Genomic DNA, 22374 nt, shown 5'->3' on the forward strand with positions numbered 1-22374 from the left:
GGTGTGGCGGCGTGTCGCAGTTCTCACATCGCACCGATTTGGATCATTAGTTCTCTTTCTCAATTGACAATCATTATCATTCAACATAATTTGTCGCTCGATGTGTAGGACGGCCCCGTCCCCGAAGGCGTCCCACTAACCTATTTGGCAGCAAGGTGATTTCCATGACGGAACAAGTATCCACAAGCAAGTGCGATTCACCGCTACTTCAGGCATTCGTCGACAATCGACTGATTCTGGTCAAGATTGCAGCCCGCATTACCGGCTGCCGGTCGCGCGCCGAAGATGTGGTGCAGGATGCGTTTTTCCGACTGCAATCGGCGCCACCGATCACGTCGTCGATCAAGGCGCAACTGAGCTATCTGTTCCAGATCGTGCGCAACCTCGCCATCGATCACTACCGTAAACAGGCGCTGGAACAGAAATACTCCGGCCCTGAAGAGGAAGGGCTGAATGTGGTCATCCAGGGTGCTTCGCCGGAAACCTCGCACATCAACTTTTCGACCCTGGAAAACATCGCCGACGCACTGACCGAGCTGCCGAGCCGCACTCGCTATGCGTTCGAGATGTACCGCCTGCACGGCGTGCCGCAAAAGGACATCGCCAAGGAACTCGGCGTTTCGCCGACCCTGGTCAACTTCATGATTCGTGATGCGCTGGTGCACTGCCGCAAAGTCTCGGGCAGTCGTCGGGATGCGGTGATTGCCGGTCGTCGCTAAGATCTGAATTCGGCGTCAAGACATTCGCGAGCAGGCTCGCTCCCACATTGGATCTGTGTACGCAGAACACATGTGGGAGCGAGCTTGCTCGCGAAGGCGGACTTGAGACCGCAATGGATCTCAAGCCCGACTGCCTCAGGCCAATTTGCACCGATCAAAAAACCGCTCACGCCCCAGAATCATCAGCGCCGCGCGCTTGTGCGGGAAGTCGAATTCCTTTTCGCAGTGAAAGCATTGATTCTGCATATGGCCGATCATCTTCGCATTGTCGGCCCGTGGTTCAGCGACCACCCGCTGCGTGCGCGGATCATCCAGAAACAGGTAATGCACCAACGCCGATAACCAGCTCGCCACTTTGTGCGGGCCGCGATGATCCTCTTCGCCGACCAGCATGTGAATGCCACGATCGTAATTGTCGGCATCGTAGAACGGCGCGATGCGATCTTCCTTGGCCCAGTAGGCTTCGAAATAGGCAAACGGCTGATCATCGAAACAGCCGATCAAGGTCAGCGTGTGCGGGTCAGCATCGAGTTTGCTCAGGTATTCGCGGTGCTTGTCGAGACTGCCCTCTTCCTGCCAGAAACTGGCGACGCGCGGGCTGTTCTGCCAGCGGTTGAAGCGCGGCAGGTCTTCTTCGATCTCTACGGTGCGCAGAGAAATCCACGCACCCAGACGCGCATCGAAACGCCGATAGACTTCACCGCGCGGCTTCACCGGCCGCAGTGGATGACGCTTGCCTTGGCTGATGATCATCTGCTGCGGATAGCTGCCGGTCAGTGAAGTGCCGAGCCACGGTTGTGGCAGTTGCCAGAACAGCGTGCGTTCGCAGCGATATTCGCCAGCCACTTCGGTGCTCACCAGCAAACCGCTGAGCAAAGCTTCGGTCGGAGGCTGGTCTAGCTGCCAGGTCAGTTGCTGGCACGCCGGATCCCGCGCGAACAGCCAGTAACACGCTGCCCACAGCGCCTGCCCGGGCGGCAGCGCGAAGCGCTCATCGAGCTGGATCGAGCCCTTGGCCTCTCGATCGAGGCGCAGGCGAATCAGCGGTTGCCCGTCCAGGCTCAGGCTCAGACGGCTTTCGGTAGCATCAGCGATCAGTTGACTGCCCGAAGGCAAGGCCAGGGCAGTCAGGTCATTCAGATTGGACATGGGTCGGGCTCACGATAATCGTCGACAGTTAAATGCTGGAACGTGATCGCGCCCGGAAAATTTAGAGATTCCCACCAACAATCTGACGATGCTGTTTGCTGGCGGGGCTCTATGAAGCTGACTAACCCAATGCTCTCAAACTAAACAGACCTGACACAGATCCTTTTGATTGCGTAATCGTTTCCGCTGCCACTCGCCGTATGACTGATGATTGCCAACGTGCACTGCGAAGAATCCGCAGTAAACGTGCCCTCCAGTGATTCCCAAGTCATGGCTGGAAAATCCTTGGCTTCAGTGACGGTCTGGGTGCCTGCTGCAAGCGACAGACTCGGCACACTGGAGCTGGTGTTGGTTCGACGAACCTGTAAACCGAACTCATAACGCGTACCGGCTTCAAGGTTCACGAAGTTTTTTTCCAGAATGATGCCAGCCGATGCGTTGGTGTACGTGCGGTTGTTGAGAACGTAGATGTCCCCGTCCTTGCCGACAACCAGATCTCCGGGGTCGATTGCAGCCGGGCCTTTTGTCCAGCCGTTCCAGGGCGCTTCTTCAGCGTCGGAGAAGGTCGTCAGATCCTCGAAGGGAACTCGCACTTTGAGGCTGATCGGAGGAAACAGCAGTGGACAATCACAACCCGCGTTATTCAGGGCCGCCTGAAAGACAAACACCAGTTGGCTGTTGTGTTTCAGATCCTGCAGGTCATCCCACGCAATCGTTCTGCGCCAGCCCGCCTCAAATTCCTGCTGCGTCAATGGTTCAGCATCGGCGATGCGCAACATGATTGGCGAACCAGCGCTTGTCTGACCACAGGCATGCAGCGTCGTCGGTTGCCCGAGCGCCATAAAGGGCCAGCTCGACACTTCGACTGTAAGGCCGGTCGAACCATCGGGCTTGTTCAAGGTGAGGACATTCCCGCTGGCTTGCTCTACGAATGGAACAGGCACACAACGCAGTGAAATCGGGGATGGATTGGACATGGCAAATTCCTTTTTCTCAAGCCGCTCACAAAGAGCGGGTGTGGAAAGGAATCAAAACCTGAAGCCAATACAGCGTCTACTGTCAGATCTGACAGGGTCACCCAAGTATCCGACCAACGGATGGGCATGACACGCCGTTACTTCGGCACCGGCACCACCGCAATCTTGTACGGCTCGAAAATTTTCAGCATTTCACCATTGTCGCGCAGCCCCTGAAGCAACTTGCCAAACGCAGCGCCGGTAATCGGCGCCGTCGGACGAAGAATGGCGTAATGGTGATAGACCTGATCGATGCGCTGCGACACCAGCAACTCATCGCGCACCTTCTCGTTACGCAGCAGGTAATCGAACAGATAGGAACGGGTCACCAAGGCAATATCGGCGCGACTACGAAGGACCATCAGCAGGTTGCTGTCATGGGAATAGGTCAGCGTGGCGTTATAATTCTGAGCCAGATACTTGGGGTCGGCATTGAAGTTAGCAAATTCGTAGTGATAACCGCTGAACAGCGCCAGGCGCTTGCCGGTGAGGTCGGCAAAGTAGTTCTGCTGACGACCGTCTTCGCGTTGCGCGACGAAAATCTCCGCGTCCTCGAGGCCCATGTCGACATCCGTGTGAGGAATATCTTTCCAGCCCCACTCAGGGTTCTCGAAAATCGCCATGTCGATCCGGCCTTGCTTGAAGTCACCGAAACGCCGGGGGATCGAGGTGGGCACAAGGACGAACTGATAGTCGCTTTGCAGGCGATTGAGGGCCTCGACCAGTTGCGGCAAGAGACCGGTGTCGGCACCGTTTTCCGGGCGAATGGTGTAAGGCGGAAAATGCGCCGCGCCGACCCGAACCAATTGCGCTGCCTGAGCGGGCAATACCCAGAATGCAGCCAGCGCTGCGAGCATCAACCCCGCGGCCGTCCGAATTGGCAAAGACTTCAAAACACCCCACTCCCCGAAAAAATACCGATCAATGCATTCAAGCTAGGCGGTTTCGCCCAGTTAGCCAGTTTCCCGGCTGGATAGAAAGTGCTTCAACGTTCTTCGAGGACCAGAATCAACGCCTCGTCGGCCAGTTGATCAAGGCTCAAACTGCCGCCGGCACGGAACCATGTGGTCGTCCATGACAGTGCGCCAGTGAGGAAACGTCGGGTAATAAATACATCGCCACGGATAAATCCGGCGTCCTTGGCTTCACCCAGCACTTGCAGCCAGATGTCTTCGTAAACATCGCGCAGCGCCAGCACTTTGGCCTGGCCCTCTTCGGACAGCGAGCGCCACTCATAAACCAACACCGCCATGGCTTCACCGCTGCCGCCCATGATCGACTGCAATTCGCAGCGAATCAGTGCCAGCACGCGCTCGCGTACATCTGCGGCGTCGGCCAGCGCCGCGCGCATCAGGGCCGTGTTGTAGCGGATGGTTTCTTCCATCACCGCGCGGAGGATTTCATCCTTGCTTTTGAAGTGATGAAAAATGCTCCCGGACTGGATACCGACGGCACCGGCCAGATCGCGCACTGTGGTGCGTTCGTAGCCTTTGTTGCGAAACAGGTGAGCCGCCACTTGCAGCAATTTGCCACGGGCGCTGTCGGGGTCGGTCAACTGACCTTCGTCGACCAAATCGCGCATGACCCTCAAGGCTTTTTGCTCGTCCACCCGTTCTCTCCTACAGTCGATCAGTCTGTTGCCCCCTGAAACCGCAGGGTTGCGCGCAATTTAAGCCGCCAGCGGCAACCAAGCAAGCGCTTGGGCAGAAGATAGTTTCAACTGTTTACAAACCAAGCGCTTGCTTGGTAGCCTCCAGACACTTCTGTCGCAGGTTGCTGAGTCGGAGATAAAAATGCCCACCACCGTTCGCATCGGATGCGCCAGTGCATTCTGGGGAGATACGTCCACCGCCGCCGCGCAGCTAGTGGAAGGCGGCGAGCTGGACTATCTGGTGTTCGACTACCTCGCCGAGATCACCCTGTCGATCATGGCCGGCGCACGCCTGAAAGACCCGCAGGCGGGCTTCGCCAGTGACTTCATCGAAATCCTCACGCCCCTGCTGCGCGAACTCGCCAGGCAGAACATCCGCGTGATCAGCAATGCCGGCGGGGTCAATCCGCAGGCCTGCGCCGCCGCCCTGCAGGCGGCATGCGACAAGGCCGGCGTCCCGCTGAAAATCGCCGTGTTACTCGGCGATGACCTGCAACCGCAATTCAAAAACCTCAGCGGCATCACCGAGATGTTCAGCGGCGCTCCGCTGCCACCGATGTGCGTGTCGACCAACGCCTACCTCGGCGCACCGGGCATCGTCGAAGCACTGCGCCTGGGCGCCGACATTGTCATCACCGGGCGCGTGGTCGACAGCGCTGTGGTCAGCGCCGCACTGGTGCACGAACTCGGCTGGTCGTGGCACGACTACGACAAACTCGCGCAAGCCGCGCTGGCCGGGCACATCATCGAATGCGGCGCGCAATGCACCGGCGGCAATTTCACCGATTGGCGCGAGGTGCCGGACTACGAACACATCGGCTTTCCGATCGTGGAAGTCAGCGCCGACGGCCAATTCATCGTCAGCAAGCCTGAAGGCTCCGGCGGACTGATCACGCCGCTGACCGTTGGCGAACAGATGCTGTATGAAATCGGTGATCCACAGGCCTATCTGCTGCCCGACGTGGTCTGCGATTTCACTCAGGTCAAACTTCAGCAGCAAGGCAAAAACGCGGTGCATGTGCACGGCGCCAAAGGCTTGCCGCCCAGCGACAAGTACAAGGTCAGCGCCACTTACCCGGACGGTTTTCGCTGCACCGCCAGTTGCCTGATCGCCGGCATCGATGCGGTGGATAAAGCACGGCGCGTCAGTCAGGCGATCATCGCCCGAACGGCGGAGATGTTCAGCCAGCGTGGCTGGCCGCCCTACAGCGAAACCCATATCGAACTGCTCGGCAGCGAAGCCACTTACGGCCCCCACGGCCAACGCCACGACAGCCGTGAGGTGGTGATCAAACTCGCCGTGCGTCACCCGAACAAGCAGGCACTGGTGCTGTTCTCCCGGGAAATTGCCCAGGCCGCGACCGGCATGGCGCCGGGATTGACCGGCATCGTCGGCGGACGGCCAACGGTATACCCGCTGATCCGCCTGTTCTCGTTCCTGATTGATAAAAGTGCCTGCACCCTGCAAATCGACATGGCCGGTAAAAGCCATCCTTGCGCCCTGCCCTCACTGGTTGCGCTCGACAGTGACGATTTGCCGATTGCCCAGCAGCCAGACAAACCTCAAGGCCGCGCCGATGCCAGCGTGGCGCTGGTGAAACTGGCCGTGGCGCGCTCCGGCGACAAAGGCAATCACAGCAACATCGGCGTGCTGCCGCGCCAACCCGAATACCTGCCGTGGATCGCCGAAGCGCTGACCCCGGCCGTCATCGTCGACTGGATGAGTCATGTTCTCGACCCGATCCACGGCCGGGTCGAGCGCTGGTATCTGCCCGGCACCCACAGCCTGAATTTTCTCCTGGAAAACGCTCTCGGCGGTGGTGGCGTGGCCAGTCTGCGCATCGACCCGCAAGGCAAGGCCTTCGCCCAACAACTGCTGGAAATCCAGATCCCGGTGCCACAGAGCATCGCCGAACAGCTCGAATAGAGGATGGTTTGCATGGCTTACGCGTCTATTTTCAACGCCGATCTGTTCAGCGGCCAGACCATCATCGTCACCGGCGGCGGCAGCGGCATCGGTCGCTGCACCGCGCATGAACTGGCAGCCCTCGGCGCCCATGTACTGTTGGTCGGGCGCAAGCCGGAAAAACTCGAAAAAGTCGCCGCCGAAATCGCGGAAGACGGCGGCCGTGCGCACTGGAAGGCCTGCGATATCCGTGATGAAGAAGCGGTGAAGCAATTGGTCAAAGAGCTGATCGCCGAGCACGGGCCGATCCATGGACTGGTCAACAATGCCGGCGGCCAATTCCCGTCGCCGCTGGCTTCGATCAATCAGAAAGGTTTCGAAACCGTGTTGCGCACCAATCTGGTCGGCGGATTTCTGATGGCGCGGGAAGTGTTCAACCAGTCAATGAGCAAACACGGCGGCAACATCGTCAACATGCTCGCCGACATGTGGGGCGGCATGCCCGGCATGGGCCACTCCGGCGCCGCGCGGTCGGGCATGGACAACTTCACCAAAACTGCCGCGTTCGAGTGGGGTTATGCCGGGGTGCGAGTCAACGCGGTGGCGCCGGGATGGATTGCCTCCAGCGGCATGGACACTTACGAAGGCGCGTTCAAAGCGGTGATTCCAACCCTGCGTGAACATGTACCGCTCAAACGCATCGGCACCGAGTCGGAAGTCAGCGCAGCGATTGTATTTCTGCTCAGCCCGGCGGCGGCGTTCATCAGCGGCAGCACCTTGAAAATCGACGGTGCGGCCAGCCTTGGCAGCCGTGCATGGCCGCTGCACAAGGCGAATCACAGCGAGTCGTTCAACGGCTTTCACCGGGCCTACCTCCCCGATGTCCTCAAGGACAAGGAGTAAGCCATGCCGCAGATCCAGTCCCGACTCGATCCGCACAGCGAAGCGTTCGCCCGCAACCGTGCGGCCATGCTTACGGCCATCGAACAAGTGCAGCAACTCGAACAGAGTCTGCTGAACAAGGCCGCCGAAGCCAAGGCGAAATTCGACAAGCGCGGGCAATTGTTGCCCCGTGAGCGCCTGAACCTGTTACTCGATCCCGGTGCCCCCTTCCTCGAACTGGCCAGCCTCGCCGGCTACAAATTGCACGACGACAAGGACGGCAGCTCGGCCGGGGGCGGACTGATCGCCGGCATCGGTTATGTCTGCGGCATCCGCGCGATGATCGTGGCGAATAACAGCGCGATCAAGGGCGGCACCATCTCGCCGAGCGGCCTGAAAAAATCCCTGCGCCTGCAACAGATCGCTCAGGAAAACAAGCTCCCGGTGATCACCCTCGCCGAAAGCGGCGGCGCCAACCTCAACTACGCCGCCGAGATTTTCGTCGAAGGCGCGCGCAGTTTTGCCAACCAGGCGCGAATGTCCGCCATGGGCTTGCCGCAGATCACCGTGGTGCACGGTTCAGCCACGGCTGGCGGCGCTTATCAGCCGGGGCTGTCGGATTACGTGGTGGTCGTGCGCGGCAAGGCCAAGCTGTTTCTCGCCGGGCCGCCGCTGCTCAAAGCCGCCACCGGCGAAGTCGCCACCGATGAAGAACTTGGTGGCGCCGAGATGCATGCGCAGGTCGCCGGGACCGCCGAATACCTCGCGGAGAACGATGCCGATGGCGTGCGTCAGGTGCGTGACATCCTGCGCATGCTGCCGTGGAATGAACAACTGCCATGGTTGCCGGAGCCGCAGTACAAAGAACCGCTCTACCCCATCGATGAATTGCTCGGACTGATTCCGGATGATCCGAAAAAGCCCTATGACGTGCGCGAAATCATCGCGCGCATTGCCGACGAATCGAACTTCGTTGAGTTCAAAGGCGAGTTCGATCAGCAAACCATCTGCGGCCAATTGAAGATTCAGGGCCGCGCCTGCGGGTTCATCGGCAATAACGGCCCGATCACCCCGAACGGCGCAAGCAAAGCGGCGCAGTTCATCCAGCTTTGCGACCAGAGCCAGACCCCGCTGCTGTTTTTCCACAACACCACTGGTTTTATGGTCGGCACCGAATCGGAACAGCAAGGCGTGATCAAACACGGCTCGAAACTGATTCAAGCGGTGGCCAATGCGCGGGTGCCTAAACTGACGATGGTCGTCGGCGGTTCCTACGGCGCCGGCAACTACGCAATGTGCGGGCGCGGTCTCGATCCGCGTTTCATCTTCGCCTGGCCGAACAGCCGCACGGCAGTGATGGGCGGCACGCAGGCCGGGAAAGTCTTGCGCATCGTCACCGAAGCCAAACAGCTCAAGGACGGTCTGACGCCAGACCCGAAAATGCTCGACATGCTCGAACAGGTCACCGCGCAGAAACTCGACAGCCAGTCCACCGCGCTCTACGGCAGCGCCAACCTGTGGGATGACGGGCTGATCGATCCGCGCGACACGCGCACCCTGCTCGGCTATTTGCTCGATATCTGCCACGAAGCCGACATTCGCACGTTGCAACCCAACAGCTTCGGCGTCAGCCGGTTCTGACCGCCACGGATTCTACGGAGAACAAGAACAATGATCTTCACCCCGGAACACGAAGCCTTGCGCCGTACCGTCCGCCAGTTCGTCGAGCATGAGATCAATCCGCACGTCGACGAATGGGAAAAGGCCGGGCGCTTTCCCATCCACGAGATTTTCCGCAAGGCCGGCGACCTCGGTTTACTCGGTATTTCTAAACCGGAAAAGTTCGGCGGCATGGGTCTGGATTACAGCTATTCGATTGTCGCCGCCGAAGAGTTCGGCACCATCCATTGCGGCGGCATTCCGATGTCGATCGGCGTGCAGACTGATATGTGCACCCCGGCGCTCGCCCGCTTCGGCTCCGACGAACTGCGCGAAGAGTTCCTGCGTCCGGCGATCACCGGCGAGCAGGTCGGCTGCATCGGCGTCTCCGAAGTCGGCGCCGGCTCTGATGTCGCCGGGCTGAAAACCACCGCGCGCAAGGATGGCGACGACTACGTGATCAACGGCAGCAAGATGTGGATCACCAACTCGCCGAGTGCCGACTTCATCTGCCTGCTGGCCAACACCTCGGACGACAAGCCGCACATCAACAAGTCGCTGATCATGGTGCCGATGAACACGCCGGGGATCAGCCTCAGCTCGCACCTGGACAAGCTCGGCATGCGCAGTTCGGAAACCGCTCAGGTGTTTTTCGACAACGTGCGCGTACCACAACGCAACCGCATCGGACATGAAGGCGCCGGGTTCATGATGCAGATGCTGCAGTTTCAGGAGGAACGCCTGTTCGGCGCGGCGAACATGATCAAAGGCCTGGAATACTGCGTCGACAGCACCATCGAATATTGCAAAGAGCGCAAGACCTTCGGCAATGCACTGATCGACAACCAGGTCATCCACTTCCGCCTCGCCGAATTGCAGACCGAAATCGAATGCTTGCGCGCGCTGGTCTATCAGGCCACCGAGCAGTACGTGAAAGGCCAGGACGTCACGCGCCTGGCGTCAATGGCCAAGCTCAAGGCCGGGCGCCTCGGCCGCGAAGTCAGCGACAGTTGCCTGCAATATTGGGGTGGTATGGGCTTCATGTGGGACAACCCGGTGGCCCGCGCCTATCGCGATGTGCGGCTGGTATCGATTGGCGGCGGCGCCGACGAAATCATGCTGGGGATCATCTGCAAACTGATGGGCATCCTCCCGGGGAAAAAGAAATGAGCAGCCTGCCGGATTGCCAGACGCTGTTGCTGGAACTGCATGGCGGCGTGCTGCACATCACCCTCAATCGCCCGGACAGTCGCAATGCGATGAGCCTGCAAATGGTCGACGAATTACGCGCCGTGTTGAGCGCAGTTCGAAATGACCGATCAGTTCGGGCCTTGGTACTCAGCGGTGCCGGTGGGCATTTTTGTGCCGGCGGCGATATCAAGGACATGGCCAGTGCACGCGCTCAGGGCACCGAGGCTTACCGCGATCTGAATCGCGCGTTCGGCGCCCTGCTGGAAGAAGCGCAACACACGCCGCAAGTGTTGATCACGGTGCTGCAAGGCGCGGTGCTCGGCGGCGGTTTCGGTCTGGCGTGTGTCAGCGATATTGCGATTGCCGATCATCAGGCGCAATTCGGTCTGCCGGAAACCAGCCTCGGCTTGCTGCCAGCGCAGATCGCACCGTTTGTGGTGCAGCGCATTGGCCTGACCGAAACCCGTCGGTTGGCGCTGACGGCCGCGCGTTTTGACGGGCATCAGGCACGGCGTCTGGGGCTGGTGCACTTTGTCGAACAGGATCCGCAGGCGCTGGCCGAGCGGCTGGATGAGGTACTGCAACATGTGTTGTGTTGCGCCCCGGAGGCGAATGCGATGACCAAGAAATTGCTGTTGGCGAGTGCCGGCCAGCCTTCGAGTGAATTGCTTGATGAGGCGGCGAAGTGGTTTAGCGAAGCGGTGACGGGCGACGAAGGTGTGGAGGGAACCATGGCATTCATGCAGAAACGCAAACCTCGATGGGCCAGCTAAAAGCTTCGCGAGCAGGCTCGCTCCCACAGGTTTTGTGAACGACGCAAATCCCTTGTGGGAGCGAGCCTGCTCGCGAAGAGGCCAGCCAATCCACCGCCAAATACTCAGGAAGATCACCATGCCCGCCATCCACAAAATCCTGATCGCCAACCGCGGTGAAATCGCCTGCCGCATCCAGCGCACTGCGCAAGCGCTCGGCTACCGCACCGTCGCCGTTTTCTCCGACGCCGACGCCGACGCCCTGCACGTCAAAATGGCCGATCAAGCCGTACACATTGGCCCCGCCCCCGTGCAGCAGTCGTATCTGAATATCCCGGCGATCCTCGACGCCGCCCGCCGCAGCGGTGCTGACGCCATCCACCCCGGCTACGGCTTTCTTTCGGAAAACGCCGAATTCGCCCGCGCCTGCGAACAGGCCGGGCTGATCTTCATCGGCCCCAGCGTAGAAGCTATCGAATTGATGGGCAGCAAACGCCGCTCGAAAATCGCCATGCTCGAAGCCGGTGTACCGTGCATCGCCGGTTATCAAGGTGCCGAACAGGACGACGCCACTCTGCTGCGTGAAGCCGAATGCATTGGCTATCCGCTGATGATCAAGGCCAGTGCTGGCGGCGGCGGGCGCGGCATGCGTCTGCTGCACAACGCCGCTGATTTGCCCGCGCAACTGCGCACCGCGCGCTCCGAAGCACTGAACGGTTTCGGCAGCGACGAGTTGATCCTTGAACAGGCGCTGATCGAACCAAGGCACGTCGAAGTGCAACTGTTTGGCGATCAGCACGGTAACCTGATCTATCTCGGCGAACGCGACTGTTCGATCCAGCGCCGCCATCAGAAAGTCATCGAAGAAGCGCCTTGTCCGGTGATGACCGCCGAGTTACGCCGGGCCATGGGTGAAGCAGCATTGAAGGCTGGGCGCGCAGTGAACTATGTCGGCGCCGGCACCGTTGAGTTTTTGCTCGATGCGCGCGGACAGTTCTACTTTCTCGAAATGAACACGCGCCTGCAGGTCGAGCACCCGGTGACTGAGTTGATCACCGGGCTGGATCTGGTCGCGTGGCAATTGCTGATTGCCGAAGGACAGCCGTTGCCGCTGACCCAGGATCAGGTTCAGCTCAACGGGCATGCCATGGAAGTGCGGCTTTACGCTGAAGACCCTGCGCAAGACTTCCTGCCGCAAACCGGTCGAGTAGAAGCCTGGGAGCCAGCGCTGCAACACGGTTCGCGAATCGATCATGGCTTGCTTGAAGGGCAATCGGTGAGCCCGTTCTATGACCCGATGCTCGGCAAACTGATCGCCCATGGCGCCAGCCGTGAAGAGGCCCGGCGCAAACTGCTGCGCGCGGTACAGGACACGGTGTTGCTCGGCGTGCAAAGCAATCAGCGTCTGTTGGTCAGCCTGCTGCAACATCCGCAGTTCATCAGCGGTGAATTCAGCACCGGGTTTATCGCGCAGCACTTCAGCGATCACCCGTGCCAGCAACGATACACTCCGGGTGCCGAGGAACTGGCCATCGCCGCTGTGCTGTTCTATCAGACCAGCGCCAAAAATCATCGCGCACCGCTGAGCGGCTGGCGCAACAACGCCAGTGTGGCGCTGCATTATCGCCTCGGGCTTGATGATCAGAACTGGACAGTGCAACTGCTCGCTCACGCGCAAGGCGCCTTCACCGTGCAGGTTGCTGAGCGCGCGCTCGAGTTAAAACTGATCGATCAGAACACGCAATCGCTGACACTGGAAATCGACGGTTTGCGCCAGCGTCACGCGTATCGACTGGATAGCGGGCACCTCTGGCTGTTCACCCATCCCGGCAGTCTGCGCCTGGAGGATCGAACTCACGCCGTGATCGACAGTCAGACCAGCGTCAGCTCCGGCACCCTGAAAGCGCCGATGGACGGTGCCATCGTCGACGTACTGGTCAGCGAAGGCAGCCCGGTCAGTAAAGGTCAGTTACTGGTGGTGCTGGAGGCAATGAAAATGGAGCACCCGCTCAAGGCCGGCATCGACGGCATGCTCAAGCGGGTGCAGGTCAAGGTCGGCGATCAGGTAAAAAATCGTCAGGTTCTGTTGCAGGTCGAGTAGTCGCCCACACACGCATGCGGGTTTTGACTACGCTCTGAGTTATCAGAACGCGGAAATCAGGAACCCTGCGATGCCTCACTGGCTGGTCATAGATCTGGAAGCCACCACTGATGAGGGTGGCTGGCCGGTCACCGAAATGGAAATTATCGAGATCGGCGCCACTTTGGTCGATCGCGCCGGGCGCGAGCAGGATCACTTCCAGCGCTTCGTCAAACCGACGCGGCGGCCACTGCTGACACCTTTTTGTCGTGAACTCACGCACATCACTCAGGCCAATATCGACTCGGCGCAGCCGTTGAACGAAGTCTGGCCGGCGTTCGAACGCTGGCTCGCGCAGCATCAATCACGCCTCGAAGGCTGGGCCAGTTGGGGTGATTACGACCGCAAGCAGTTGTTGCAGGAATGGCAGCGTCTGCAAATCGACAGTGGCTTGAGCAAAGTGCCGCACATGAACCTCAAACAACGCTTCGCCAAGGCTCGGCGCCTCGAACGGCCGCTGGGCCTTAACGGCGCATTGCAATTGGCCGGCATGCAGTTCAGCGGTCAACAGCATCGGGCGCTGGAGGATGCGCGCAACACCGCGCGGCTGTTACCCCTGGTCTTGCCACTCTAGGGTCAATTCGAGAACTCAGCGGACAGACGCCGGGCAGGTGACGGCGCCAAACGCCTTGTGCATACTGGCCGCCTCCATTTTTCAGCCCTTTGCGAGGAATCGCCCATGTTTAAAGTCAACGAGTACTTCGACGGCACCGTCAAGTCGATCGCCTTTGGCACCGCTGAAGGTCCGGCGACCATCGGCGTCATGGCCCCGGGCGAATACGAATTCGGCACCGCTCAGCGTGAAATCATGCACGTCGTGTCTGGTGCACTGACCGTCAAACTGCCCGACAGCAGCGACTGGGAAACCTTCGCCGCTGGCAGCCAGTTCAACGTCCCGGCCAACAGCAAGTTCCAGTTGAAGGTCGCGGTCGACACCGCTTACCTGTGCGAATACCGCGGCTAACCCCAAGGCTCGCAGCGAAACAAGAAGTACTGCCCCATAAAAATGCCCGTGTCCAAAGACACGGGCATTTTCGTTTCAGTGGCGGGTTACTCGAGGATCTCCACCGGCATGCCGACCTCGAGTCGGCCATTGCTGTCATTCACCAGGTTCTGGCCGAACATCGCGCCATCGGCTTCGGTGCGGTATTTCTGCAGGGTTGCCAGCGGTTCACGATCGGCACTGCGCTCACCGGTTTGCGGGTCGATGGTGGTGAGGATGCAGCGCGAACATGGCTTGACCACGCGGAACTCGACGTCGCCGATGCGAATCCGCTTCCAGCCGTCCTCGGCGTATGCCTCGCTGCCCTCGATGACCAGGTTCGGCCGAAAACGCAACATTTCCAGCGGGCGTCCAACCTTTTGCGAGAGATCCTGCAAAGAGGCTTGGCCGATCAACAGCAGAGGAAATCCGTCGGCGAACGCGACCTGATCATCTTCGTGGCCATAGCCAGCTTGCGTGGTGCGAGCTCGATCCAGCGGCACCTGCACCAGACGGGTCGGTTTTCCAATGAAATCGCTGACCCATCGGGCAGCCTCATCACCGGCATCCGGCACGCGCAAGGTGTCACGCCAGATCGTCACGCCGCGCAGTTCAGCGTCGTTGCCCGGCAAGGCGATATCGATGCAAGACTGTTGCGGCGCACTGAGGGTCAGACCGCCCTGCGCATTCCACAGGGCCGACAACTGGCTCATCTTCGCTTCAGCGCGCTGGGTCAGGAACCGGCCGCTGGCCTCGTCCACAAGCATCCAGCGTCGGTCGCCATCAAGCCCCAGCTTGTCGAGGTCGACATTTTGCAGCACATCGACTTTGCCGGATTTCAACGGGTAACGATAAAGCGCGCTCAGACGCAGCATGGCCAGCTCCCTGGAGGATAAAAACGCCACCCTATACGAGCTTGATCAGGAATCAAAGAGCAATAACTGTGGGAGCGAGCCTGCTCGCGAAAGCCGTGTGTCAGGTAATGATTCGGGGCTGACACACCGCTATCGCGAGCAGGCTCACTCCTGCAATGGATGTGTGATCAGGCCGGGACTTCGTCGAGCATCAAGCGCTGGCGAACCACATCGACCAGTTTGTCCGGCTGGAACTTGGAGAGGAAGTTGTCGCAACCGACCTTCTTCACCATCGAATCGTTGAAACTGCCGGACAACGAGGTATGCAGCACCACGTACAGGCCACGCAGACGCGGGTCGTTGCGAATTTCTGTAGTCAGACGATAGCCGTCCATTTCCGGCATTTCCGCATCGGTGAAAATCATCAACAGCTTGTCGGTCATGTTGACGCCGGTATCGGCCCAGGCCTTGAGCATGTTCAGCGCCTTCAGACCATCGCTGGCAATGTGCATTTTCACGCCGAGCTGGCCGAGGGTGTCACGCAATTGCGAGAGCGCCACGTTGGAGTCGTCCACCAGCAGCACTTCGCGGCCACGGGCGCGTTCCAGCACCGGGTCTTCGAGTTTTTCCCGCGAGACCTTGGCGTTGTACGGGACGATTTCGGCGAGGACTTTTTCGACGTCGATGATTTCCACCAGTTGATCATCGACTTTGCTGATCGCGGTCAGATAATGCTGGCGCCCGGCGCTGGTCGGCGGCGGCAGAATGGCTTCCCAGTTCATGTTGACGATGCGATCTACACCGCCGACGAGGAAGGCCTGCACCGAGCGGTTGTACTCGGTGACGATGATCGTGCTGTTCGGGCCTGGCACCAATGGACGCATGCCGATCGCTTGCGACAGATCGATCACCGGCAAGGTCTGACCGCGCAGATTGACCACACCGCAGACAAACGGGTGACGCTGCGGCATCAAGGTCAGCTTCGGCAGTTGCAGCACCTCCTGAACCTTGAACACGTTGATCGCGAACAACTGACGCCCGGCCAGTCGAAACATGAGAATTTCCAGGCGATTCTCACCCACCAGTTGCGTGCGTTGGTCTACCGTGTCGAGAATGCCGGCCATCAATGACTCCTGGGCTTGTTCTGATGAATTCACTATGTGGGGTTATCGGCGGCAAATAGCAGTTCTTGATTGCCATACCCGACCCCGTCAAAAATGCCATGATCGGGCATTGATGTCACATTAACATCATGCTTTACTGGCGCAGTGATTTTCATCTGCTACATTCTCTGCGGCGCGACCTCGGTTTGCACGGTAGGTTCCCATGCCTAAGGGATTCCCCTAGTAACAATCAGGCCCAACCTGATATTCGCAATATCCAATAGCCATTAATGTGACGCCATTCTCATTGCATGAACGGAGTCAGGCTATTGTGTGCGATCGCAGTTCAGTGGAAACAACCCCTCTGGAACCCCTCAGCCTGTGCACCTGCACGTCTGGGCGCGATCTCCCGACGATTCATGATCGTCGCCACACACGGCATTCCCTCATCAGACATGACGTGGTGGAGATAAGCATGCCAATGGACCGCAAAGAGTGGGTACAACGCTTCCCCGAATTCCTTGTCGAGGCCGAACAACTCCTGGCCAAGTCCGAAGAATGTCTCAGCCATCTGCAACTGATCAGCAATGACAAGGACGCCATCGAGTGCATACTCAGTACCCTCCTCAAACTCGCACGTCGCGCTGAAGCCTTGGCGCTGGAGGCGATTTCCGAGTTTTCCCTGCACATTTACAGCCTGCTCAATCTGAACCAGGATCACGTCGACCTTCACGAACAAGCGCTGCAAGCGTTGCAGGACTGCTTCACGCTGATGGCCTGGCAACTGGAACTGGTCGACCAGCAGACCGGGCAACTGAGCCTTGATGAAAGCGAACAGACTTCGCTGATCGAAGCATTCGCCTTCCAGGTCGGGCAAAGCCAATTGCAGCCACCGCTGACGGGCAAACGTTTGCCTCAACTGCCCTACTCGGGCCAAGCCTGAATTGCCCCTTGTACCCCGCGCAGGTACTTTGGACTCAAACGCTGATGTCGTAATTGGATAGTTCATACCTGTCAGCGACAAACCGAATTAAATAATCAGCTTTGACAGACACAAATGTTTTCTGCCGGCCTCAGGGTTTGCCTGTGTGTAAACAAGCACACTTTCAGGCAACACCGACATCTCCCGCACACAATAAATCGGCTTTTTCCATTATGGAACTTGCGTCCAATATTGCGTATTTCCTGACTCAATGGACATATATAGCAAACGCGACCAACGGTATCTTAAGTGGTATTATGCCGGGCACTAATTGCTTTCAAATTAATGGCACAGTGACTTCAGAGAGCGCTATCTGCTGAAGTAGGCGATCAATACGTTCACTGAACCGCGTTGAAATCAATAACATAATTCACAGCATTTTCAGACAGAGACCCGCCCGCCTCCGGCCGGTCTGCCCGCAGCGAACATCCATTGGCTCCATCCGTTATGTACGCCAGCCTCAAGTCAATCACTACATGGCCACCTTCCCGGGAAAACGCACGCCGGTTCACACTCATACTGTGTATCGCGGCAACGCTTGGCAGCCTGCTGACCTACAGTCTTTCGACTCCACTTTGCCTTGGATTGCTATTGCTCGACATTGCGGCTACCGCGTGTGTCTGGGTGCAATATCGCCTGTCGCGCAAATCGATCAAGTTTCAGCCGCAGGAGCTCGCCGACCGTCTGCTGGAAGTCCAGGAAAACGAACGCCATCGCCTCAGCCGTGAACTGCACGACGATATCGGCCAGTTGCTGACGGCCGCCAAACTGCAGAGCGAGTGGCTCAAACGACGCATGCCGGCTGACTTGCAGGAACAATGCACGGCGTTGTGCGACACCCTGGAAGAAACCCTTAACAAAGTGCGCGACGTTTCGGCCATTCTCAATCCGCGTCAATTGACCAGCCTGGGACTTGAAGCCAGCCTGCGTGCGCATCTGCTCAAGACCTTGACCAACAGCAACGTGCACTGGAGCCTTGATTGCCAGCAGCGCCTTAACGGTATTCCAGAAGAAATGGCGGTGGCCGCTTTTCGCATCACCCAGGAGGCTGTTACCAATATCCTGCGCCACGCACAGGCGAAAAACCTGGTGATACGTGTGCAACGTCTGCCAAAAGGCCTGACCTTGCTGATCAGCGATGACGGCCTGGGGTTCGCCCCGGCTGCCAATCCGGGTCGTGAAGGACAACGAGGCATGGCCGGGATGGCCGAACGAATCGAACAACTGGGTGGCACCCTGAACGTCATCAGCGAACCGGGCAAAGGCACTCAAATCGAAGCACTCTTCCCCTGGGCGCCTCGCGCACTCGAGCGGGCCAGTACGAATAAGGTTATGCGTTGACTTGCAACTTACTTCTAGTGGATGACCACTCGCTGATCAGGGCCGGCGTGCGCGCTCTGGTGCTGGATATTCCCGGTTACGCGGTAATTGGCGAGGCCAATGACGGTTCGCAACTGCTCGAAATGGTCGAGCAATTGAGTCCGGACATCGTCTTGCTGGATATCTCCATGAAAGAAACCGGTGGCCTGGAAGCCTTGCAACGGCTCAAGCGGGTGCGCCCGCAGAGCAAGGTGCTGATCCTGTCGATGCATACCGATCCAGCGCTGATCATGCAGGCCCTGGAGTCCGGCGCCCATGGTTACCTGCTCAAGGACACGACGGCTACCGAACTCGAACATGCGCTGGAAGCCTTGCGCAACAACGAGCGCTATTTGAGCCCGGCCATCGCCCATACCGTGATCAATCAGGCCCTGACGCGCAATCAGAAGCAGCAGCCGGAAATCGCCGACTCGCACAATCTGACCGCCCGACAACTGGAAATCCTGCGCTTGATCGTGCGCGGGAAATCCACCCGGGAAATCGCCAATGGCCTGGGACTGAGCATCAAGACGGTCGAGACCCACCGCTCACAGATCATGAAACGCCTGCAAATCTACGACGTTGCAGGCCTGGTGCTGTTCGCCGTGCGCGAACAGATCATCAGCCTGGACGACTGACCGATCCGGCGCCGCCCAACAATGGAGAATGCTCCGGCAAATGCACACGCAACGCCGCCGGACGCACTTCGAATCGCATGCTGTCGCCTTCCAGCGGTTCGCCATCAAGATTGATGCAGAGCCCCTCGGCGACCTTGATTTCGACCCATGGCAAACGGGTTCGTACAAACATGTTGTCGATCCCGAAACCATCACTGAGCAGCGTCTTCAACGTGCCAACCAGCTCCTGCGGTGCCGGCAGGATGCTGATATCAAGCAAACCGTCATCGGCCAGCGCCTCTGGACACAATACGTGCCCGCCGCCGGCCTGACGGCCATTGCCGATGCCCAGCGCCAGCAACTCGCCACGCCAGTGAAAGTCCGGCCCCTGAAGTTCGCCGTAAGCGGCATGCAGCTCGCTGAACCGTGACAGACCGGTGAAAAGATAGGCGGCACCACCCAGCACCTTTTTCAGGTCCTCGGAGGTATTGGCCGTGACCTGACTTCCGAAACCGCCAGTGGCCATGTTGAGGAAAATCTGCCCGCCCACTTCACCCAGATCGATATTGCGCGGCGGAACATCCAGCAGCTCGAGTGCCTCGGCGGGCTCCAGTGGCACACCGGCTGCGCGAGAAAAATCGTTGGCGGTGCCCAAAGGTAAAAGCACCAGACTGGCTTTGCCCGGATGCGCCGCGAGCGCTTCGGCAATGTCGCGCAACGTACCATCTCCGCCACCGGCAATAATCTTCGTGTAGCCGTCCGCCAATGCCTGTTCGACCCAACGCTGAGCATCCCCTGCCTCCCAGGTCAGGCGTACGGCGAGTTCCCAGCCCTGTTTACGCTTGTCCTCGACGGCGGTTCGAACCTCTTCGTTGAGAGCCTGCTTGCCATGCAGAATCAACAGCGCTCGGCGTTCAGTCATTACGTCACTCCACAAATCGAATCGGTTGAAACATCTTGACCGCCGCAGCACACAAAAAAGCCGTGGGAATCACAATTAATTCAGCCTTCCGGCCCGGACGTCCTACACAGCGGTATTTTTTCTTACAAAACATGCGGAATCGGCTTAATTGACCCGGTCCGAGCATTGAGTCACCGTGTGCTGGCGGTATCAATCTTCAATCCAATACACAAGGACGTGCATGTAATGAGCGGATACACCCCCAGTGCTCTTGTCAGTTCGGGAGCTGGAACAGGCCACAAGCGAACACTCGAAACAACCGGTGGATGCTTCCATGCCAAGTCATGAAGCAAGAATGCCAGTGAGCCCGGTCGGCCCTCTCGTCGAAAGTCGCGCGAATCACAAGTCCGAATTCAAAAACAGCGCCAGAGCTACTGGAGAAGTTGATATGGAACCTCGTGTAACCGAGCTGGAAACCCATCTCAAATATCTACGACGGGACATGGACGAAGTCCGCGGTGATGTCAGAACGATCAAACACCGGCTTGCCTACTCGGCAGGCGCGACAGCAGTAGTTCTGGGACTGCTGGGATGGGTGGCCAACAGCCGATTCGACCAGCTTGTGACATTGATCAGCAACTGACGATTGAGTCATTGCAGGCGCCGCCAGAGTCAACCGACGCCTGCATTTGCAAGACTGCGTTCAGCCCAGCAGATCACTCAACGGAATGAAGGCAACTTCGTCTCCTTCAATCAGCGTGCGACCTTCCAGTACTTCGACCAATCCATCTGCCCACGCAGCACTACGCAGTACGCCTGAGCTCTGGTTGCGGTAAACAGTCGCCCGCCCTTGCTCCAGACGACCACGCAGATATTCGCGCCGATTGCCTGCCACCGGCCAGACAAAACCAGCCGGGACAGTGAACTTCAGCGGCTCGACGTCCCGCACACCCTGACGGCGTAACAGGTAAGGCCGAGTGAGCAGCGCGAAGGTCACCAATGTTGAAGCCGGATTCCCGGGCAAACCAATGACCGGCACCCCGCGGAAATGCCCAAACGTCAACGGCTTTCCGGGCTTGATCGCCAGTTTCCAGAGGGCCAGCTCACCCTCTTCGCGCAAGGCAATACCCAGAAAATCCGCCTCACCCACCGAGACGCCGCCCGTGGAAAGAATCAGATCAACATCTTGCAACTCACCCAGGCGGGCACGGGTAGTGGCCAGATCATCCGGGAGAATGCCGGCGTCGACTACCTCACAGCCCAGACGTTGCAACCAACTGCACAGCAACACCCGATTGCTGTTGTATATCTGACCCGGCCCCAGTGCCTGGCCTGGTTCGACCAATTCATCGCCGGTGGAAATCACCGCGACTCTCACCTTGCGCACCACCTTCAGTCCGGCGCAGCCCAACGATGCAGCCAATCCCTGCTCAATCGGACCCAATCGAGTGCCGGCAGGCAGAATCAGCTCCCCGACGGTAGTTTCCTGGCCTTGCGGGCGGATGTTCTGCCCGGCTTTCATCGGTTCCAGGAAACGCACCATTGCGTCGGCTAGAACCTCAGCGTTTTCCTGCATTTCTACACAGTCAGCACCCGCCGGCACCGGAGCCCCGGTGAAAATCCGCGCACAAGTGCCGGGCTTCAGCGGTTCGGGGGATTGCCCGGCAAACACTTTCTGACTGACCGGCATCGGTTGGCCATTCCAGTCAGCCAGATTCAACGCATAACCGTCCATGGCGCTGTTAGGCCAGGGTGGCAGATCCAGCGCCGAAATCAGGTCCTCGCTCAGCACCCGCCCCTGTACCTGTGCCAGCGGCAAATACTCATGCTCGACAATTGCCGACGCTTCAGCCATTTCGAGCAAACGCGCCAGCGCCACCTCGACCGGCATCAGTGCCCCCGTTTTGCCCGGCTTACCCACGGGATTCACAAGGTGCCGCCTGCTTCAAATGGGTGACGAAATTGCACGGGCGGTGACGAGCATCCAGTTGCTCACCAAGGATGCCGTCCCAACCAGTGCGTACGGCATTGGTCGAGCCCGGCAAACAGCAAACCAGCGTGCCATTGGCCAGGCCGGCCAATGCACGGGACTGCACCGTCGAAGTGCCGATATCGGCTACCGAAATCTGCCGGAACAACTCACCAAACCCGTCGACCTGTTTGTCGAGCAGACAGGCAACCGCTTCGGGTGTGCTGTCGCGGCCAGTGAATCCGGTGCCGCCAGTGATCAGCACCACCTGCACGACATCGTCGGCAATCCAGTTGGCGACTTGCGCGCGAATTTTGTAGAGGTCATCTTTGAGCAAGACCCGCTCTGCCAGATGGTGGCCCGCCGCCGTCAAGCGGTCGACAAAGACCTGACCTGAGGTGTCGGTTTCCAGAGTTCGGGTGTCACTGACTGTCAGCACCGCAATATTGAGCGGCACGAAAGGTACATCAGCCTTGGCTTTCATAGGCTCGTCCAGTTGTAGGAGAAACAGCCCGGTGTTATATCACAGCGCCTCATTTTTT

The 22374-nt window shown here is 58.9% G+C and carries 22 protein-coding genes; 13 read left to right on the top strand and 9 right to left on the bottom strand.

The window, feature by feature from the left end; translation table 11 throughout:
* Positions 1 to 164 precede the first annotated feature (164 nt).
* Positions 165 to 719, top strand: coding sequence for an RNA polymerase factor sigma-70 (locus tag F8N44_RS23105; RefSeq protein WP_141127401.1), 555 nt, complete (start codon positions 165 to 167; stop codon positions 717 to 719).
* Between the two features lie 135 nt (positions 720 to 854).
* Here F8N44_RS23105 and F8N44_RS23110 read toward each other — a convergent pair whose 3' ends face one another.
* The 4 genes from F8N44_RS23110 to F8N44_RS23125 all read right to left on the bottom strand — a co-directional run bounded on the left by F8N44_RS23110 (position 855) and on the right by F8N44_RS23125 (position 4493).
* The gene (locus tag F8N44_RS23110; protein ID WP_150651930.1) at positions 855 to 1868 is read right to left on the bottom strand and encodes a GNAT family N-acetyltransferase; all 1014 of its coding nucleotides are present in this window, start codon (positions 1866 to 1868) and stop codon (positions 855 to 857) included.
* 140 nt (positions 1869 to 2008) lie between these two features.
* Positions 2009 to 2845, bottom strand: coding sequence for a sugar-binding protein (locus tag F8N44_RS23115; RefSeq protein WP_150651931.1), 837 nt, complete (start codon positions 2843 to 2845; stop codon positions 2009 to 2011).
* Between the two features lie 137 nt (positions 2846 to 2982).
* Entirely contained in the window at positions 2983 to 3777 is a 795-nt protein-coding gene (locus F8N44_RS23120; protein WP_150651932.1) for a substrate-binding periplasmic protein, read from the bottom strand.
* 92 nt (positions 3778 to 3869) lie between these two features.
* A complete protein-coding gene (locus F8N44_RS23125; RefSeq protein ID WP_122597091.1) occupies positions 3870 to 4493 on the bottom strand; it encodes a TetR/AcrR family transcriptional regulator in 624 nt (207 codons plus the stop codon).
* Positions 4494 to 4677: 184 nt separating this feature from the next.
* Here F8N44_RS23125 and F8N44_RS23130 point away from each other — a divergent pair, with 184 nt between their 5' ends.
* The 8 genes from F8N44_RS23130 to F8N44_RS23165 all read left to right on the top strand — a co-directional run bounded on the left by F8N44_RS23130 (position 4678) and on the right by F8N44_RS23165 (position 14029).
* Positions 4678 to 6462, top strand: a complete 1785-nt coding sequence (locus F8N44_RS23130; protein WP_150651933.1) for an acyclic terpene utilization AtuA family protein — start codon at positions 4678 to 4680, stop codon at positions 6460 to 6462.
* Between the two features lie 12 nt (positions 6463 to 6474).
* Positions 6475 to 7344 (top strand): SDR family oxidoreductase, encoded by an 870-nt coding sequence (locus F8N44_RS23135; RefSeq protein ID WP_150651934.1) that lies wholly within the window; start codon positions 6475 to 6477, stop codon positions 7342 to 7344.
* 3 nt (positions 7345 to 7347) lie between these two features.
* Positions 7348 to 8964, top strand: a complete 1617-nt coding sequence (locus F8N44_RS23140) for an acyl-CoA carboxylase subunit beta (protein WP_150651935.1) — start codon at positions 7348 to 7350, stop codon at positions 8962 to 8964.
* A gap of 30 nt (positions 8965 to 8994) precedes the next feature.
* Complete coding sequence (atuD, locus tag F8N44_RS23145) at positions 8995 to 10152, top strand: citronellyl-CoA dehydrogenase (RefSeq protein WP_007908685.1); 1158 nt, start codon at positions 8995 to 8997, stop codon at positions 10150 to 10152.
* Positions 10149 to 10946 carry an enoyl-CoA hydratase/isomerase family protein gene (locus F8N44_RS23150; protein WP_150651936.1) on the top strand — a complete coding sequence of 266 codons (798 nt, stop codon included), beginning with the start codon at positions 10149 to 10151 and terminating at the stop codon, positions 10944 to 10946. The genes atuD and F8N44_RS23150 overlap by 4 nt, the downstream gene beginning before the upstream one ends.
* 118 nt (positions 10947 to 11064) lie before the next feature.
* Complete coding sequence (locus F8N44_RS23155) at positions 11065 to 13026, top strand: acetyl/propionyl/methylcrotonyl-CoA carboxylase subunit alpha (protein ID WP_150651937.1); 1962 nt, start codon at positions 11065 to 11067, stop codon at positions 13024 to 13026.
* A gap of 70 nt (positions 13027 to 13096) precedes the next feature.
* Positions 13097 to 13639: an exonuclease domain-containing protein gene (locus F8N44_RS23160; RefSeq protein WP_150651938.1), complete on the top strand. Its 543-nt coding sequence runs from the start codon at positions 13097 to 13099 to the stop codon at positions 13637 to 13639.
* A gap of 105 nt (positions 13640 to 13744) precedes the next feature.
* Entirely contained in the window at positions 13745 to 14029 is a 285-nt protein-coding gene (locus F8N44_RS23165) for a pyrimidine/purine nucleoside phosphorylase (RefSeq protein ID WP_003226701.1), read from the top strand.
* An 86-nt stretch (positions 14030 to 14115) separates the two neighbouring features.
* Here the strand turns inward: F8N44_RS23165 and F8N44_RS23170 are convergent, their stop codons facing one another.
* A complete protein-coding gene (locus tag F8N44_RS23170) occupies positions 14116 to 14922 on the bottom strand; it encodes an MOSC domain-containing protein (RefSeq protein ID WP_150651939.1) in 807 nt (268 codons plus the stop codon).
* Between the two features lie 167 nt (positions 14923 to 15089).
* A complete protein-coding gene (locus tag F8N44_RS23175) occupies positions 15090 to 16025 on the bottom strand; it encodes a chemotaxis protein CheV (protein WP_007908676.1) in 936 nt (311 codons plus the stop codon).
* 454 nt (positions 16026 to 16479) lie between these two features.
* On the opposite strand from F8N44_RS23175, the gene F8N44_RS23180 reads away from it, so the two are divergent.
* From F8N44_RS23180 to F8N44_RS23190, 3 genes are all read left to right on the top strand, one after another.
* The gene (locus F8N44_RS23180; protein ID WP_127929214.1) at positions 16480 to 16947 is read left to right on the top strand and encodes a hypothetical protein; all 468 of its coding nucleotides are present in this window, start codon (positions 16480 to 16482) and stop codon (positions 16945 to 16947) included.
* A gap of 486 nt (positions 16948 to 17433) precedes the next feature.
* A complete protein-coding gene (locus tag F8N44_RS23185) occupies positions 17434 to 18327 on the top strand; it encodes a sensor histidine kinase (protein WP_150651985.1) in 894 nt (297 codons plus the stop codon).
* Positions 18324 to 18983, top strand: coding sequence for a response regulator transcription factor (locus tag F8N44_RS23190; RefSeq protein WP_034155212.1), 660 nt, complete (start codon positions 18324 to 18326; stop codon positions 18981 to 18983). The genes F8N44_RS23185 and F8N44_RS23190 overlap by 4 nt, the downstream gene beginning before the upstream one ends.
* On the opposite strand, the gene yegS is transcribed toward F8N44_RS23190, so the two are convergent.
* Positions 18967 to 19884 (bottom strand): lipid kinase YegS, encoded by a 918-nt coding sequence (gene yegS / locus F8N44_RS23195; RefSeq protein ID WP_150651940.1) that lies wholly within the window; start codon positions 19882 to 19884, stop codon positions 18967 to 18969. The genes F8N44_RS23190 and yegS overlap by 17 nt on opposite strands.
* A gap of 313 nt (positions 19885 to 20197) precedes the next feature.
* On the opposite strand from yegS, the gene F8N44_RS31415 reads away from it, so the two are divergent.
* Positions 20198 to 20506 (top strand): hypothetical protein, encoded by a 309-nt coding sequence (locus F8N44_RS31415; RefSeq protein ID WP_191630939.1) that lies wholly within the window; start codon positions 20198 to 20200, stop codon positions 20504 to 20506.
* 60 nt (positions 20507 to 20566) lie between these two features.
* On the opposite strand, the gene glp is transcribed toward F8N44_RS31415, so the two are convergent.
* Both glp and moaB read right to left on the bottom strand, forming a co-directional pair.
* Positions 20567 to 21793 carry a gephyrin-like molybdotransferase Glp gene (gene glp / locus F8N44_RS23205; RefSeq protein WP_150651941.1) on the bottom strand — a complete coding sequence of 409 codons (1227 nt, stop codon included), beginning with the start codon at positions 21791 to 21793 and terminating at the stop codon, positions 20567 to 20569.
* On the bottom strand, positions 21777 to 22316 hold the full coding sequence (moaB, locus tag F8N44_RS23210) for a molybdenum cofactor biosynthesis protein B (RefSeq protein ID WP_064120226.1): 540 nt from the start codon (positions 22314 to 22316) through the stop codon (positions 21777 to 21779). Before moaB ends, glp begins: the two co-directional genes overlap by 17 nt.
* Positions 22317 to 22374 lie beyond the last annotated feature (58 nt).

Origin of the sequence: Pseudomonas fluorescens (assembly GCF_902497745.1) — a bacterium.
Classification (GTDB): Bacteria; Pseudomonadota; Gammaproteobacteria; order Pseudomonadales; family Pseudomonadaceae; genus Aquipseudomonas; species Aquipseudomonas fluorescens_BM.